At 47.7% G+C, this 15,356-nt stretch carries 15 protein-coding genes; 7 read left to right on the top strand and 8 right to left on the bottom strand.

Annotated features, from left to right (window positions below; all coding sequences use genetic code 11):
• On the top strand, positions 1 to 2,280 hold a 2,280-nt coding region (locus tag ACUTVW_RS14195), incomplete at its 5' end, for an S-layer homology domain-containing protein (RefSeq protein ID WP_445646400.1).
• 200 nt (positions 2,281 to 2,480) lie between these two features.
• Here ACUTVW_RS14195 and ACUTVW_RS14190 read toward each other — a convergent pair.
• Both ACUTVW_RS14190 and ACUTVW_RS14185 read right to left on the bottom strand, forming a co-directional pair.
• On the bottom strand, positions 2,481 to 3,029 hold the full coding sequence (locus ACUTVW_RS14190; RefSeq protein ID WP_445646399.1) for a helix-turn-helix domain-containing protein: 549 nt from the start codon (positions 3,027 to 3,029) through the stop codon (positions 2,481 to 2,483).
• A 42-nt stretch (positions 3,030 to 3,071) separates the two neighbouring features.
• On the bottom strand, positions 3,072 to 3,437 hold the full coding sequence (locus tag ACUTVW_RS14185; protein ID WP_445646419.1) for a glyoxalase superfamily protein: 366 nt from the start codon (positions 3,435 to 3,437) through the stop codon (positions 3,072 to 3,074).
• A 311-nt stretch (positions 3,438 to 3,748) separates the two neighbouring features.
• On the opposite strand from ACUTVW_RS14185, the gene ACUTVW_RS14180 reads away from it, so the two are divergent.
• The 4 genes from ACUTVW_RS14180 to ACUTVW_RS14165 all read left to right on the top strand — a co-directional run bounded on the left by ACUTVW_RS14180 (position 3,749) and on the right by ACUTVW_RS14165 (position 7,469).
• On the top strand, positions 3,749 to 4,426 hold the full coding sequence (locus ACUTVW_RS14180; protein ID WP_445646398.1) for an alpha/beta hydrolase: 678 nt from the start codon (positions 3,749 to 3,751) through the stop codon (positions 4,424 to 4,426).
• Positions 4,423 to 5,196, top strand: coding sequence for a DODA-type extradiol aromatic ring-opening family dioxygenase (locus tag ACUTVW_RS14175; protein ID WP_445646397.1), 774 nt, complete (start codon positions 4,423 to 4,425; stop codon positions 5,194 to 5,196). The genes ACUTVW_RS14180 and ACUTVW_RS14175 overlap by 4 nt, the downstream gene beginning before the upstream one ends.
• A 479-nt stretch (positions 5,197 to 5,675) precedes the next feature.
• Complete coding sequence (locus ACUTVW_RS14170; protein ID WP_445646396.1) at positions 5,676 to 6,284, top strand: SMI1/KNR4 family protein; 609 nt, start codon at positions 5,676 to 5,678, stop codon at positions 6,282 to 6,284.
• Positions 6,285 to 6,494: 210 nt separating this feature from the next.
• Positions 6,495 to 7,469: a cation diffusion facilitator family transporter gene (locus ACUTVW_RS14165; RefSeq protein ID WP_445646418.1), complete on the top strand. Its 975-nt coding sequence runs from the start codon at positions 6,495 to 6,497 to the stop codon at positions 7,467 to 7,469.
• 103 nt (positions 7,470 to 7,572) lie between these two features.
• Here ACUTVW_RS14165 and ACUTVW_RS14160 read toward each other — a convergent pair whose 3' ends face one another.
• Positions 7,573 to 8,160 carry an NAD(P)H-dependent oxidoreductase gene (locus ACUTVW_RS14160; RefSeq protein ID WP_445646395.1) on the bottom strand — a complete coding sequence of 196 codons (588 nt, stop codon included), beginning with the start codon at positions 8,158 to 8,160 and terminating at the stop codon, positions 7,573 to 7,575.
• 134 nt (positions 8,161 to 8,294) lie between these two features.
• Between ACUTVW_RS14160 and ACUTVW_RS14155 the strand changes: the two genes are divergently transcribed.
• Both ACUTVW_RS14155 and ACUTVW_RS14150 read left to right on the top strand, forming a co-directional pair.
• A complete protein-coding gene (locus ACUTVW_RS14155; protein ID WP_445646394.1) occupies positions 8,295 to 9,329 on the top strand; it encodes an AraC family transcriptional regulator in 1,035 nt (344 codons plus the stop codon).
• Positions 9,330 to 9,482: 153 nt separating this feature from the next.
• Positions 9,483 to 9,983: a hypothetical protein gene (locus tag ACUTVW_RS14150; RefSeq protein ID WP_445646393.1), complete on the top strand. Its 501-nt coding sequence runs from the start codon at positions 9,483 to 9,485 to the stop codon at positions 9,981 to 9,983.
• 306 nt (positions 9,984 to 10,289) lie between these two features.
• Here ACUTVW_RS14150 and ACUTVW_RS14145 read toward each other — a convergent pair whose 3' ends face one another.
• From ACUTVW_RS14145 to ACUTVW_RS14125, 5 genes are all read right to left on the bottom strand, one after another.
• Complete coding sequence (locus tag ACUTVW_RS14145; protein WP_445646392.1) at positions 10,290 to 11,015, bottom strand: lysostaphin resistance A-like protein; 726 nt, start codon at positions 11,013 to 11,015, stop codon at positions 10,290 to 10,292.
• A gap of 410 nt (positions 11,016 to 11,425) precedes the next feature.
• Positions 11,426 to 12,499 (bottom strand): ABC transporter substrate-binding protein, encoded by a 1,074-nt coding sequence (locus ACUTVW_RS14140; RefSeq protein ID WP_445646391.1) that lies wholly within the window; start codon positions 12,497 to 12,499, stop codon positions 11,426 to 11,428.
• Positions 12,496 to 13,305, bottom strand: coding sequence for an ABC transporter permease (locus tag ACUTVW_RS14135; RefSeq protein WP_445646390.1), 810 nt, complete (start codon positions 13,303 to 13,305; stop codon positions 12,496 to 12,498). Before ACUTVW_RS14135 ends, ACUTVW_RS14140 begins: the two co-directional genes overlap by 4 nt.
• Positions 13,280 to 14,113, bottom strand: coding sequence for an ABC transporter permease (locus ACUTVW_RS14130; RefSeq protein WP_445646389.1), 834 nt, complete (start codon positions 14,111 to 14,113; stop codon positions 13,280 to 13,282). Before ACUTVW_RS14130 ends, ACUTVW_RS14135 begins: the two co-directional genes overlap by 26 nt.
• Positions 14,103 to 15,212: an ABC transporter ATP-binding protein gene (locus ACUTVW_RS14125; protein ID WP_445646388.1), complete on the bottom strand. Its 1,110-nt coding sequence runs from the start codon at positions 15,210 to 15,212 to the stop codon at positions 14,103 to 14,105. The genes ACUTVW_RS14130 and ACUTVW_RS14125 overlap by 11 nt, the downstream gene beginning before the upstream one ends.
• Positions 15,213 to 15,356 lie beyond the last annotated feature (144 nt).

Genomic DNA, 15,356 nt, shown 5'->3' with positions numbered 1-15,356 from the left:
AACACGAACAACAGCGTGAGCGGAACCAAGACGGCAACAGCAACGAGCAACATCGCTGCGGTCAACGTGGACATCGCGCCTACCCATACGATTGCTCCTATTGCGGATCAAACGTTAGTTGCACTTACTCAAGGTTACGCTCTGGGTAGCCAAGAGACAAAAACTATCGATGTAACGAATAATGGTACAAGCAATTTATCGAATCTGCAGGCTACGGTTAGCGGAAACCATGCCAGCAATTTTGAGATTACGCAACCGAGTGCAACATTAATGAGCGAAGCGACCACGTCAACCTTCACGGTTAAAGCGAAAGACGGCTTGCCAGCGGGGACATATACCGCAACAATAACGTTATCAGCAACCCAAATGACGGATGTGACGTTTACAGTGACACAAGTTGTGAACATGCCGAACGCACCGGCAAATCCGCAAAACCTTGTGGCTATCGGAGGAAACGGTGAGGTTACGCTAAATTGGAGTGCGGTAACTGGAGCAACGTATTACAACCTTTATATGGCGACTGATCCAAGTCAGCTTAGTAATGCTTCAGTTGTTCCCGTCACTTCCTCTACCTACAATGTACAAAACTTGCTAAACGGCACGACCTATTTCTTTGCGGTGAAAGCAGGTAACTCGGGAGGCTTGAGTGGGGATTCAAATCAGGCAAACGCCACTCCTGCAACTGTTCCAGCAGCGCCAACGAATGTTTCGGCAGTAGCTGGAAACGGAGAAGCCACCGTTACCTTTACAGCTCCAACCGAGAACGGTGGAAGTGCGATTACGGGGTATGAAGTAACCGTTTCATCAGGGAATGTAGTCACTACAGAAGCGGCAAACCCGATTGTGATTACAGGTTTAACGAATGGAACGAGCTATACGTTTAGGGTGAAAGCGATCAATGGTGTAGGAAAAAGTGCAGCCTCCGCTGATTCGAATGCGGTCATTCCGCAAACACCATCTGGCGGCAGCACGGTTACTATCGATACGCCATCCGTGTCTAGTACTCCAACAATCCCGGAGAAAACGACTACGGGAATGGATATATTTGTGAACGGTAAAGCGGAGAATGCGGGGACTATAACGAGAACACAACGAAACGGTCAAACCGTTACAACCGTGTTTATTGATCAGAAAAAGCTGGAGGACAAGCTCGCGGCGGAAGGCCAAAATGCTGTGGTGGCGATACTTGTAAACAACAGTTCCCATGTGGCTGTCGGCTCACTGAGCGGTCAGATGGTGAAAAACATGGAGGACAAACAAGCTGTTCTTGAGATTAAAACCGATCATGTAAGCTATATGATTCCTGCGCAGCAAATTAATATTAATACCATATCTGAGCAAGTCGGCAAGTCGGTAGCCTTGCAAGACATCCAGGTACAAATAGAAATCTCCGAACCAACAACAGATATGGTGAAAGTTGTTGAAAATGCGGCAGCCAAGGGAACGTTCACGCTTGTCGTACCGCCGTTAAACTTTACGGTGAAGGGCATCTACGGAGATAAGACTATCGAAGTATCGAAGTTCGATGCCTATGTCAAACGAACCATTGCGATTCCGGATGGTGTTGATCCTGGTAAGATTACCACAGGGATTGTTGTTGAGACGGACGGAACCGTTCGTCATGTACCGACCAAGATTGTCGAGATTGACGGCAAATATTATGCGCAAATCAATAGCTTGACGAATAGCACGTATTCTCTCGTCTGGCATCCGCTCGAATTTGGAGATATGGCCAACCATTGGGCAAAACAAGCAGTGGGCGACATGGGATCACGGATGGTCATCGATGGTACGGGCAATGGTATGTTCAGTCCCGACCGAGATATTACCCGTGCTGAATTTGCAGCCATCATTGTTCGCGCATTGGGACTCAAGGCGGAGAAGGGAGGAACACCATTCTCGGACGTAAAATCGACGGGTTGGTACAACAGCGTTGTCAATACTGCTTATGCCTACCACTTGATCGGTGGTTTTGAAGATGGTACTTTCCGTCCGATGGACAGGATTACACGGGAACAGGCAATGGTTGTCCTCTCCAAAGCGATGACGATCACTAGACTGAAAGTCAACCTTTCTGTTCAATCGACAGACGTAATACTTCGTCCTTATGGAGATACGACAGCAGTGTCTGCATGGGCGCTGAGCAGCGTCGCGGATAGTGTACAAGCTGGCATTGTATCAGGAAGAAGCGGCAATGCGCTTGCACCAAAGGATTACATTACTAGAGCTGAGGTTGCCAAAATTATTCAGGGGCTTTTGCAAAAATCCGGCCTGATTTAAGCCGGGGGACAACGGCAGCTGAATTGTGAATTTGCACAGCCAAGGCTCGCTGAGATGAACAGATTTACTTGATCAGGTGAGGGGCAAGTGTCCCTCACCTGTTTATGCTTTTGTAAATACGAGCGAATTAGATCTTTACTAACAAGAGCAGACGGCACACATCATCTTTTACAATCCGTCCTCTCATTCACTTACTCCGCTTATTGGTTCAACAGATGATCCAGCTCCAATTCTTTGGACACCGCAATTAAAACAACCGCAGGCTCCTCACCGATATTGGTCACTTCATGCGGTACAATCGCGTTCCATGTAAACGAATCTCCTTCTTCCAACGTCTCGACATCTTCCCCCTGCTTTGCCTGGATGACCCCTTGCAGTACCAGATGACTTTCCTCGCCCGCATGTTTGCTGATCCCCGTCGAAGCTCTTGGCGGCAGCTCTACAATGGACATGCGCATTGCACCTTTGGCGGTTAACTGCTGTACTTTGATATGCCCGCTCCCTGCTGTAGTCTCCTTGCGTTCATGCCTGCGCACCACATTCATACGCTGCTCCGACGTGAGCAACAGGTAAGGCAGCGGTACGCCGAGATAGTCCGCTATGCTTTCCAATGTAGCGATGGACGGTGATGTTTTGTTATTTTCCACATTGCTAATGAAACCTTTGGATAACCCCGTTCCCTCACACAACTGCATAATGGTAATCTGTTTCTGTTTGCGTATCGTTCGAATGGCCAAGCCAATATCCATGTGACCGCCCTCTCTTCTCTCTAACTACCGTTTCATTGAAATTCAAGACTCAACCGATGCCTCTACGAAAACAAGCCGATTGCCAAACGGATCGGTAATCGTCATTTCCCGTGAATCCCAAGGAGTTTTTTCGATACCCGGTCTCGCATATTTATATTTTTGCACAGAAATCCGCTCATGCAGCTCTTCCAGATGCTCCGTCTCAATACGTAATGCCGCACCCGGAGTACAGTCTCCGTGATGTTCGGACAGATGAATGACAACCCCATCCTGCGACACCTGCATATACAGCGGCATATCTGCCTCGAATCGATGTTCCCAGTCCACGTTGAACCCCAAGTAATCCGTGTAAAATTCCTTTGCCTTCGCTTCATCAAAAATTCTAAGAATAGGTACGATATGTTTCATCATCTTCTTCACGTCCTCCTCTACAGAAATAAATGTACAATACCGATGCTCAATCCAAGTTTCCTTATACAAAACATATTTTAATCATACAAAAAAAGTGTTGACCCTACAATGAAAGCATGATAAATTTTGTTCATCAATAAGAATATTATTTTTATATTAGTGAACTTTATATTTTTAGTTTAATCCATGTCATTACTTCATTCCACTCTTTTGCTCCTTTTGTTTGATATATACTTTTTTTGATCTATGCGTTCATTTTATACATTCGATTCATCGCAACACATATCCCACCTGGAGGTGTATTTGGTTTGAATTCTACTTATATTCATGAGGTTAAGCTACCTCCCCATTACGATAAAGACCAGCAATATCCCGTTATTTTTGCCCTGCACGGCATGGGATCAGATGAACAGGACATGCTTCGGTTAATGGAGCCATTATCTTCCGATTTCATTATCGTTGCCATTCGTGGACCTATTGTACAGGGAGGAGGCTATGCTTATTTTCAGATCAAAAGTATAGGGAATCCCGTTCGCGATCTATACGATGCCTCGGTTCAAGGGCTGCAACAGCTCATCATGGAGCTGTCGGCTGAATACGCGATTGATCCTGCACGGCGTTATATTGCAGGTTTCAGTCAGGGCGGCATCATGGCTATGACGCTGGCTTTGGTTATGGGTGATGCCATCAAAGGCATCGTTGCTATGAGCGGATACATTCCGCAGTTTGTGAAAGAGGAGTATAACTTGCGGCCTTCTTCCAACCTGTCTGCTTTTATCTCCCACGGAGATCAGGATCATCTTTTCCCGTTACAGTTGGGTGAAGATAACGCTGCGTTTTTCCGCAGCCACACGAATCAGGTTACTTATGTACCCTACAGCGGCGGTCACCACGTGACGCCTGAATTAGTTGCCAAACTCCAACACTTCCTTCGGACGGATGCCGGGGTAACTGCCGAAGACACGAAAGGAACGAATGAACGATGATGCCATCTTTCTTTATTGCTCATGGTGCCCCTTCACTGGCGCTGGAGGAGAATGCGTACACTGAATTTTTGCAAAAACTTGGGCCGGATCTGCCCAAACCTAAAGCGATCGTCCTGTTCTCCGCTCACTGGGAGTCAACAACACAGCTTGTATCTTCCGTGAACGGCTCATACGACACGATTTATGATTTTGGCGGTTTCCAGCCCGAACTGTACCAGATTAAATATCCAGCTCAGGGACATGCCGAACTGACCTCTGAGGTCGTCAAATTGTTCACCGAAGCCGGAATCCCGGTGCAGACCGATGATGTGCGTGGCCTGGATCATGGAGCATGGGTCGTGTTGCGCCTGCTCTATCCCAAGGCAGACATTCCTGTGGTGGCTCTGTCCGTTAACCGTTATCTGACGGGTGAGCAGCAGTATCAACTGGGGCAAGCACTTACTTCTTTGCGTGAACAGGATATTCTCGTCATTGGTAGCGGCGGAACGGTGCACAACCTGCGCCGTCTGAACTGGGAAAGTCAAGGCGTCGATTCATGGGCTATGGAATTTGACAACTGGCTGCAGGACAAGCTGGAGCGCTGGGATACGGACGCCCTCTTCGCGTATGACAAGCTTGCTCCGTCTGCACAGGCTGCAGTTCCTACACCAGAGCATTTCGTACCGCTCCTGATCGCCATGGGTGCAGGGGATGAGAAAAAACAGGCCTCCCTCATGTTCCGTGCGTATCAGCTAGGCAACCTGAGCTTGTCCTGCTGGAGATTTGAATAACAAAACATGAGATTGGTTTAAAACATATAAAGAAAAAAGCGTGAGACACAGGGAAATCCTGCATCTTACGCTTTTTTTTGCGATTTCTTTCCGAATCATAACTGTACACAATAGAGCACAAATGCACCTTGCTACATGATGATTAGCTCAATTTATTGAAATATCACTTGGGTCTATGGTTTCTTGTACGAGCTTCCAGAGTAAATCTATACTATAAGTGGAATTATTCATTCACACAACAAACGGAGAGGACAGAAGAAACCTGAAAAAGCGGAGCGGTCACCTTTATCACCGGATTTCCCCTTCAGACAAGGGAATTCAAAAAAAATCTGGGGATAACAGTGATTGGAAGGTTATTCTGTCATCGGAGTGCACGTGTGAACATCTTTAATTTAATTGGCTAGGTTTAGGAAACCATCGTATCGTCAGATGTAGTAGATGAACACTAAATACGAACTCTCATAAGGAGGCGAAATAACATGCCAGAGCCGATATCAGAACAACGTATCGATGAACTAATGCATGAGTTGTTGGAACTGCTCGAAGAAAAGGTGCAGGATGAGGAAAACCAGGATCTGCTGGAGGCCTACCGCGAACGGAAGGGGGCAACCGATGAGGAGCTTGACGCATTCGAGCAACACTACGGAATACGACTACCGGAAGACTTCCGGGCATTCTACAAACGTAAAAATGGTAGCGGATATGCCTTTCACGTCCTGTTTCCAGGTGATGCAGCACAAAATGAAGATATGGTCTTTTACATGTTATCGCTGGAACAGATGAAGAGAGACAACGATGGTACTGTAGAGATTCGGATGGAAGACTATTTTTCTGAAGAAGAGATGCGTGAGCTGGATCCGCGAATCAAGCCTTATCTGCATCAGAAGTCGTGGATTACCTTTGGTAAACTCGGAGGCGGCTCGCTGTATTTGATGTTGGATTTTGACCCGACGGAGCAAGGAACATATGGACAGATCATTATGTTCAAACATGATCCTGACTTTGTCTATTACGTGGCCGAAACCTTCACCGAATTGCTGGAGCAATCCAATCGTAACTTGCGTGAGATCGACGTGATCGAATATTAAATCGATTAGATTACATCCATTTTATCGAAAACCATTGTCGTACGGATGGTGATATGATCATTTTTTCATAATGCTGGGAGCTGTAAAGGCAGTTATAATAACATTTAGTGGAAATGCACAAGCTACCGGAAGAAGGACTGTCTTTCTACATCAACTACATATCTGGGAGGAACTACTGAAGTGGCTGAACAACCGAAGTCAGAGAGCTTTATGTCTCTCATCAAAAAAGGAAATACATCCTCTGCTGTAGCCATGGCGGGAAACGCCGTACTTGCACTGTGTAAAGGAGGAGCCTTTATATTCAGTGGCAGCGGCGCCATGTTCGCGTCAGCGATGCATTCACTGGCTGATGCCATTAACCAGGGGTTTGTATTTGTCGGAAGTGTATTATCCGAGAAACAACCCACACGCCGCTTCCCGACCGGATTTGGACGGGTCATCAACATTTTCTGCATGATTGCCGTTATTGTGGTGACGATCATGGCCTATGAAACGATTCACGAAGGTATCCACCTGCTCCAGCATCCTGCTAGTCACTCAGGCGGACTGTGGATCAACATTGGTGTGCTTGTGCTTAATATTGTGATCGATGGAGCCATCCTCATCAAAGCGATGAAGGAAATTCTCAAGGAAGCCCGTGCGCCTAAAGCGACCGGATTTGCCCTCTTGCCTGCTGCCATCAAAAATGTAGGACGCGCCGCACCGCCAACCCGTCTCGTATTTTACGAGGATGTTGTGGCCGTGCTTGGAGCAACCCTTGCGCTAGTATCTGTTATTGTCATTGCCCTGACGAACTTTGCCTTGCTGGACGGTATTGTAACTACCATCATTGGATGTTTGATGATTGCCGTTGCTTTCCGTGTCGGCTACGACAACATGATTGGCCTAATCGGTGTCGCTGCACCGCAGGATGTCGAGGACAAAGTGTCCAAGACGATTCTGGCAGACAGCCATGTGGCTGATATCCAAATGATGCGCATCATTCAGGAAGGCCGATATTACCATGTTGAAGGTCTAATTGAGCTGACCAAGGGACTCAGTCTCGCGGATGCGGATGATATCAAGTTCCGGATACAGGAAAAACTGATGTTGGATCCTGATATTGCAGATGCAGCAATCTCCATTATCGAGGATGACGGCGTGAACAGCTGGGGCAAGAAACATTCGGATGTTTTGAAAAAGTAGTGAATTCACAATAGAATCACTGGATTATCGGAAAAAGATATACCGCAAATAGACGAAGCAGGAATTACCCTGCCTCGTCTATTTTTTTACCGAAATAAGAAGATCAACGGGCGTGCTTCATTCCCATTTCATTCACTTTATCCAGCCATTTCTGACGGAACGCATCCGTGGACTTGCGGACTGGGCTGATATCGGTCACCCGTATAGGGGATACACCGCTGAATTTAAGGATGTTGGATTTCATGATCCGGTGCCCTGCTTGTCTGTATACCAGTATATTGTACAAACGTGGTGTATCCGAAGTTACGATGAGGTGCGCAGACTTGCCTTTCAACAATTTGTCCCAGAGTGGTGAGTTGTCACGATATCTCATGGCAAACCCGGGCAGGAAAATCCGATCAATAAAACCTTTCAGTACAGCCGGCATCGTTCCCCACCACGTCGGATACACAAATACCAGATGATCGGCCCAACGGATCAACTCCTGTGCTTTCAGCAGATCAGGCTCAAGCTCTGTCCGCTGACGATAGCCGTATCGGAGATTCGGATTAAACTCAATCTCGCTCAGATCGATCAACTTCACAGTCGCCCCGGATTTCCTCGCTCCCTCTGCGTAAGACGTTGACAGTGCTTTGCAATAACTTTGCGGGTCAGGGTGACCGTTAATAATGAGAATTTTATTTGCATTCATACTTGTGTTCCTCCTGTATAATATGATCTATGAAGACCGATGAAACGGACATATCACAAGCATAGAGTGAACGAAGGCATAAACAAATGATCAAGGGCGCTGAATCATTGCGGATTCGCGCAAACGGAGGAATTATGAATCATCTCAATCAAAGCGTCTCGATTAGCATGGTGTATCCCATACTGAAAACACTGGTGTATAAGGGTTTCGATCCCGAATCCTTTTTCAGAGACATGGAAATCGATCCTGTAATTACGGACAACCCGGATGCACGGATTCCCGTCAACGAACTGGAACGGATCATGCGGCGCGCCGCCGATTATACTAATGATCTGTATTTTGGATTACACCAGGGTGGGCGGCTGGATTTTGCAGACCTGGGCCTGCCCGGGTATGTCATGATGCATTCCAAGACGATCGGTGATGCCTTGACGGCCTATCAGCGGTATAACGATATTTTGTATAGTGGATTTCAACTGGAGTTAGGAGTCAATGGACCGGATGTGATCATTCAGTTGTCTGTGCAAAATGAAGATATGCCTATGTCCCGTCATTGTGTCGAGGATATGGCTGTTTCGGTGCTGCATCTGATCAACAAGCTGGCTAATCGCAGGGCTGTCGTGAAAGAAGTGCTTTTTCGTCATGAGGCACCTGATGCTACGAGAGACTTCTCGCCTTACGTCACTTCATTTGGGGTCACTCCCCAATTTGATGCTGCCCATACCCACCTGCGTCTCTCCAAAGATATTCTGACACAGCCTGTTTTGTATTCAGATGCCAAGATGTTAAAGGTGTTTGAGACGATGGCCGAGGAGAGCCAAGCCGATCTGTACTCCTCCCAGCCTTTCTCTAGCAAGGTGAGCCGTTGGATCACGGAGAGTCTGCCTTCCTTCTTCCCCACATTACAACATACGGCAGCACATCTAGGCGTGAGCATTCGCACACTTCAGAGCAGATTGCGTGAAGAAGGTACAACGTTCCATGAAATTTCTGTTCAGGTACGGAAGGAAATGGCACAGCATTATTTACAAAGAGGTACCTATTCTGTGGGTGATATCGCTTATGCCCTGCACTTTTCAGAACAAAGTGCATTTCAGAATGCGTTCAAAAAGTGGACTGGACAGACTCCTGGGCAATACCGGGCCAGTTTGACTAGAACCCAGACATAAGAACGAATACAGCATACCTAGACTTTAGTCTAGGTTAAGGTTAACGCCAAAGACGGAGGTTGCCGTTTCACGGTTCATGGTATGCTGTGAGTAACGAAAGCAAGGAATACATAGGCACGGATGAAAGATTTCATATTCAAAAGGAGAGAAACTATGGCTAAACGTACGATTCTTGCACCTGTCCTGATTTTGCTGGGTGTGTACCTGATTCTGAATCAAGGCGGCACGATGGGGCCAGGCACGATCTTTGCTACCTTCTGGCCTACACTGTTTGTTATTCCGCTCGGACTCTTCTTCCATTGGCTGTACTTCGCCATGATTGGCCGAGGGGTGGGGCTGCTCGTTCCAGGCGGCCTGCTGCTGACCGTTGGTATCGTATGCCAGATTGCGATGCTGTTTAATAACTGGGGCACGATGTGGCCGGGATTCATTCTGGCGCCGGCTGTCGGTTTGTTCGAACTCTACTGGTTTGGCGGCCGGAATAAATGGCTGCTCATCCCGATTAATATTTTGACGGTTCTTTCGCTACTATTCTTCAGTGTGATGTCGATTGGCTCCGTACTAAGCAGCATGAGTTATATCCAGCCATTTGTAGCGATTGTGCTGATTGTGGGTGGAGCGTACCTCATCATGGGGCGCAAAAAGCCTATGTAGTGGCATGATATAAGATAAGCTCCTTGAGTTACACTAAGGCCACTCCGAGTGCAGAGTAATCTTCCGATCGCTGTTACCCCCGGATTTTTTTGAATCTCATATCCTTTGAGAAAATCCAGTTGTAAAGGCGAGCGCTTCGCTTCTCCAGCTTATCTCTGCCCTCTCCGTTAACATGTAACTTGTTAATTATCTGATATCGCACTGTAAGGCTATTGCTTAAAAGTAAGGAAAGGAGCCATCCCTGATCCAAAGGTGATCAGGGGTGGTTTTTGTTTTTCAGGAGGGTTCTGATTCATATGTCGGTGTCTACTGACTGTCTATTGACTTGACTTGGCTTGGTTTCAACTGGGTGGCGATGTTGTATTTGATCCAGAAACAGAGGATCAACGGCAGGGCCGCGTTGGACGCGATAAAGAAAATCAGTGAAGGTAAACCGGCAAGTGGCATGTAGCTTATGCCCGTCACTTGAACCAGCAGCTGCTCGCCATTCGGGCCGTCAGAGAACAGAATGGAAGATGTCCCGTTCCAGCCTAGATGGCTGCCGACTGCAATAGCCATAGAACCGGATTTGGCATACGCATATGCCCAAACCAAACCCATGATGAAGGTCGTGGCAAATAGAATAATCATAACTGGGATGTTACCGATCACACCCCCTGAGAACCAGTGATACATACCAAAAGCAACAGACGATAACACAACTCCCCATCTGACCCCCAGCCAGTGAATCAGAAGCACAAGCAATGCGCCGCGAAATAACAATTCCTCGAACCACACCGATTTGAAGTTCGACCAACTGGCAGCCCCAAAATCAGCCCATGAATAACCCGGGTTTACCTGCCAGCTTGACATGGTAACCAAGGATTCAGTCCAGTGAACTGCTGAGGAAACGAGGATACCCAAAAGCAAAGCTATCGCAAATTGCTGCAGGCGCAGACCTGCTGGGCGGTAACCCAGCACGGATAATGGCTCCCTGATCGTGAAGCGAAGCAAAAACCAGGATATCAGGACAAGCACGATCATGCCAAACATCACGAACCTCCTTCCCACTTCATTTTAGTAACACAATTGAATTTAGACATCACAGGTGCACCGTCTGAGATTACGTTCCATTTCATCCCGTTCCGTTACCCTCCATCCCGATATACTTTTCATATTCGGGGTTATGGGCTTTAGTACGCACGGACGTAAATAAAGTTCCCGGCAATCAGAGCTCTTGGAACCGGAGCAGGCTATGCTGCAAGCTCTGTTCTAAGCGCTGTTCCACATCTCTTCGTTTTGTTTCCTGAGGTACTTAGCGTACCTGGAATCCTTTCAACGTCAAACACCCCCTGAGCCACAATAGCCTCAGGGGGTGTTTGAATTGTACTGGTGATATCCGTTACGGATTCATGCTTTCTACGCATACCGATGTTCCAGCCGTTTCGAATATTAGAGGAAAGTTATTTGCTGTGCATTTTAAACTCCAGGAACAGGTCGTTATAATGCGATAGCATTTTTTTACCCAGATTGTTGTAGATCTCAAGCTTGCTTGTCAGTGTCTCGTCTGGATAGAAGCGTTCATCCTGCGAGATATCTTCTGGCAGCAGCTTAAATGCCTCCGCATTCGGAGTGGAGTAACCCACGTACTCGGCATTGCGCGCGGCATGATCCGGGTCCAGCATAAAGTTGATAAACTGGTGTGCACCCTCCACGTTTTTAGCTGTTTTCGGGATGACCATGCTGTCGAACCAGAGGTTGGAACCTTCCTCCGGCACCTTATAATCCAGCTTATCGTTCTGATCCATGATCTCCGATGCATCTCCCGACCATACGAGACCAACTGCGGCTTCTTCGTTCGCAAGCAGCATTTTAATCTCGTCCCCAACGATGGCTCGAACATTAGGAGTCAAAGTGGATAGTTTTTTCAATGCGGCCTGGAGGTGGTCTTCGTTCGTGTCATTGAGCGAATAACCCAAACTGTTCAGACCCATACCGATGACTTCACGAGCGCCATCCAGCAGCAGGATTTGGTTTTTCAGACGCGGGTCCCACAAGTCATTCCAGCTATCAAATGTCAAACCACCCACCAGCTCCGGGTTATACACAATGCCAACCGTTCCCCAGAAATACGGAATAGAGAATTGGTTATCCGGATCATAGTTCAAGTTCAAAAACCGGGGATCAATGTTTTTCAGGTTGGGCAGTTTGCTGTGATCGATCGGAACGAGCAGGTTTTCTTCTTTCATTTTGCTAATCGCATATTCGGAAGGAATCGCCACGTCGAACGTTGTGCCGCCCTGTTCAATCTTGGTTAACATCGCTTCATTGGAATCAAACGTCTGATAGATGACCTTCATGCCAGACTCTTCTTCGAATTCCTTCAAGAGATCCGGGTCAATATAATCGCCCCAGTTATAGATGGTCAGCGTGTTTCCACCCGAATAGCCCTGACTTTTGTTCAGATACGAAGCGAGAATCATCAGGGCGAATGCGGCCACAAACACAAGCGCAAATGTCCGTACCAGCTGTTTCATGGACGCAGCCCCTTTCCTCCGGGTGGTATCCGTGTTGCACGGCGATTGATGAAGTAATATCCAACTACCAGCAGCACCGTGAGCAGGAACAACAGAGTAGACAACGCATTAATAGACAGTGACACACCCTGTCTTGCTCTGGAGTAAATCTCCACCGAGAGCGTAGAGTACCCGTTCCCCGTCACAAAGAATGTTACGGCAAAGTCATCGAGCGAGTACGTCAAGGCCATGAAAAATCCAGCGAAAATACCGGGTTTTACGTAAGGCAGAACCACACGCGTCAGGATTTGCCATGATCCTGCGCCCAGATCGCGAGCCGCATCCATCAAGGTTGGGCTCATCTCCTGCAGCTTCGGTAGCACCATGATGACTACAATCGGCACACTGAATGCGATATGTGACAACAATACCGACGTGAAGCCCAGTTTGATGCCAATCATCGTAAACAGAATCAGGAAGGATGCACCGATAATGACATCGGGACTAACAATCAACACGTTGTTTAGGGATAACAGTGTGTTTTTGGTCCGTTTGCGACGTACATGGTAAATCGCCAGTGCCCCTGCCACACCCAGAATGGTCGAAATGGCGGAGGACAGCAGCGCGATAATAAACGTATTTAAGACGATAATCAGCAGCCGGGTATCCGCAAAAACTTCCCTGTACCATTGCAGCGTGAAGCCCTCGAACCCCCGCATGTGGCCACCGCTATTGAATGAATAGAAGATCAGATAGGCAATCGGTGCGTACAAAATGGCGAATACCACCGCCAGATAAACATTAGACAGCTTTCCGTTTCTTTCCATTTCGCACCTCCTTCTTGCCTGATCCGGTTAGAAACATAATGACCGCCATCGCGATAATCAAAAAGACGGCAATCGTCGAACCCATGCCCCAGTCCTGGGTAACGAGGAAATGTTGTTCAATCGCTGTACCCAGCGTAATAACGCGGTTACCCGCAATGAGGCGGGTAATCATAAACAGGGACAGCGCCGGGATAAATACCGCCTGACAGCCTGATTTCACCCCGCTGATCGTCAGCGGAAAGATCACGCGCCGGAACGTCAGCCATGATGAAGCGCCGAGATCCCGTGCAGCATAGATCAGGGACGGATTCATCTCTTCCAACGCGTTAAAGATCGGCAAAATCATAAATGGAATGAAGATGTACACCGAAACAAAGATAAAGCTGAAATCAGTGAACAAAATCTGTTGTTTACCAATGCCCACCACTTCCAGCAGGGAGTTGGTCAGACCATACGTGCCGAACAGACCGATAAAGGCGTACGCTTTTAACAACAGATTGATCCAGCTCGGCAAAATAATCAGCAGTAGCCACAATTGCTTATGCTTCGTTCGGGTCAGCATATAAGCCGTTGGATACGAGATGAGCAGCGAGAACGCCGTAATCAGAAATGCATACCAGAACGAACTCAGTGTCATCTGCATATAAACCGGCGTAAAGAACCGTGCATAGTTGCCCAGTGTGAAGTTGCCCTCCACATCAAAGAACGAGTAATAAATGACCAGCAGCACCGGTGCTACAACGAACAACACCATCCATAACACATAGGGAATCAGATACGCATTGCGCGTGCTGGCTTTAGTCTGCATGGGCGGCCTCTTGATAAGCTTCGAGTCGTTTGTCGAACTCTTCCTCGGTCTCGTTGAAACGCATAACGTGAATGGCTTCCGGGTCAAAATAAAGCCCGATGCGCGATCCCACGGCCGCTTTCTTCGTCGAATGAATCAACCATTCGTTGCCTGCGTCATCGTAGGTCGAGATTTCGTAATGCACGCCGCGGAACAGCTGCGAGTCCACCTTCACCTTGAGCTTGCCTTGCTCCTCGGTTGTGATCTCGAAGTCCTCTGGCCGAATGACAATCTCTACGGGCTCGTCCTGCTGTAATCCCTGATCGACACATTCATACTGTGCACCTGCAAACTCAACGACAAAGTCCTGCTTCATCTTACCCGCCACAATATTCGACTCTCCAATAAAATCCGCGACAAAGCGGTTAATCGGCTCATCATAGATATCATTCGGTGTGCCGCTCTGCTGAATGACACCGCCGTTCAGGACAAAGATTTCATCAGACATCGCGAGTGCTTCTTCCTGGTCATGCGTGACAAAAATAAACGTGATGCCCAGCCGTTGCTGCAGCTCCCGTAGTTCGTACTGCATCTCCGTACGCAGCTTCAGGTCAAGTGCTGACAAAGGCTCGTCCAGCAGCAAAATTTCCGGCTCGTTCACAATCGCGCGGGCAATCGCCACACGCTGGCGCTGTCCGCCGGACATCTCCCCAATCTCCCGGTTCTCATAACCGGACAGATTGACAAACTTGAGAGCTTCCAGCACTTTGCTGCGAATCTCGGATGTTTTCATTTTTTTAATCCGCAAGCCAAAGGCTACGTTCTCAAATACATTCAAATGTGGAAATAACGCATAATCCTGAAATACCGTATTCACCTGACGCTGATGCGCAGGCACCCGGTTAATCAGTCTGCCGTTAAAATAAATGCTGCCCTCGGTCGGCTCCGCAAAGCCGGCGATCAGCCGTAATATCGTTGTTTTACCACATCCGGACGGGCCGAGAAGCGTATAAAATTTACCACGTTCAATCTCAAAGCTGACTGCCTTCAATACAGCCTCATCCTGGTCGTATTGCTGCGTCACCCGCTCGAACCGTATGATCGGTTGTTGTTCTGACATGCTTCACGTCGCCCCCTTATCCTTGGGTATATCCTAAGAAACCTTACCTATTATACACGACTTTGAATAAGTCATATCTCGAATATGATTAATTTACCCCATTTTCTTTTGTTTTGAAAGTTCCTGATCTCACGCAATTAATAA

Source organism: Paenibacillus sp. TSA_86.1, assembly GCF_052691815.1.
This window is presented reverse-complemented; position numbering and strand designations above follow the sequence as displayed.

What these genes read in the sequence shown, in the direction of transcription:
- ACUTVW_RS14165 (WP_445646418.1), top strand. Translation starts at nt 6,495, where the DNA reads ATGTCTCTCATCAAAAAAGGAAATACATCCTCTGCTGTAGCCATGGCG.
- ACUTVW_RS14145 (WP_445646392.1), bottom strand. Translation starts at nt 11,015, where the DNA reads ATGTTTGGCATGATCGTGCTTGTCCTGATATCCTGGTTTTTGCTTCGC.
- ACUTVW_RS14155 (WP_445646394.1), top strand. Translation starts at nt 8,295, where the DNA reads ATGAATCATCTCAATCAAAGCGTCTCGATTAGCATGGTGTATCCCATA.
- ACUTVW_RS14135 (WP_445646390.1), bottom strand. Translation starts at nt 13,305, where the DNA reads ATGGAAAGAAACGGAAAGCTGTCTAATGTTTATCTGGCGGTGGTATTC.
- ACUTVW_RS14125 (WP_445646388.1), bottom strand. Translation starts at nt 15,212, where the DNA reads ATGTCAGAACAACAACCGATCATACGGTTCGAGCGGGTGACGCAGCAA.
- ACUTVW_RS14175 (WP_445646397.1), top strand. Translation starts at nt 4,423, where the DNA reads ATGATGCCATCTTTCTTTATTGCTCATGGTGCCCCTTCACTGGCGCTG.
- ACUTVW_RS14170 (WP_445646396.1), top strand. Translation starts at nt 5,676, where the DNA reads ATGCCAGAGCCGATATCAGAACAACGTATCGATGAACTAATGCATGAG.
- ACUTVW_RS14185 (WP_445646419.1), bottom strand. Translation starts at nt 3,437, where the DNA reads ATGAAACATATCGTACCTATTCTTAGAATTTTTGATGAAGCGAAGGCA.
- ACUTVW_RS14160 (WP_445646395.1), bottom strand. Translation starts at nt 8,160, where the DNA reads ATGAATGCAAATAAAATTCTCATTATTAACGGTCACCCTGACCCGCAA.
- ACUTVW_RS14130 (WP_445646389.1), bottom strand. Translation starts at nt 14,113, where the DNA reads ATGCAGACTAAAGCCAGCACGCGCAATGCGTATCTGATTCCCTATGTG.
- ACUTVW_RS14150 (WP_445646393.1), top strand. Translation starts at nt 9,483, where the DNA reads ATGGCTAAACGTACGATTCTTGCACCTGTCCTGATTTTGCTGGGTGTG.
- ACUTVW_RS14190 (WP_445646399.1), bottom strand. Translation starts at nt 3,029, where the DNA reads ATGGATATTGGCTTGGCCATTCGAACGATACGCAAACAGAAACAGATT.
- ACUTVW_RS14140 (WP_445646391.1), bottom strand. Translation starts at nt 12,499, where the DNA reads ATGAAACAGCTGGTACGGACATTTGCGCTTGTGTTTGTGGCCGCATTC.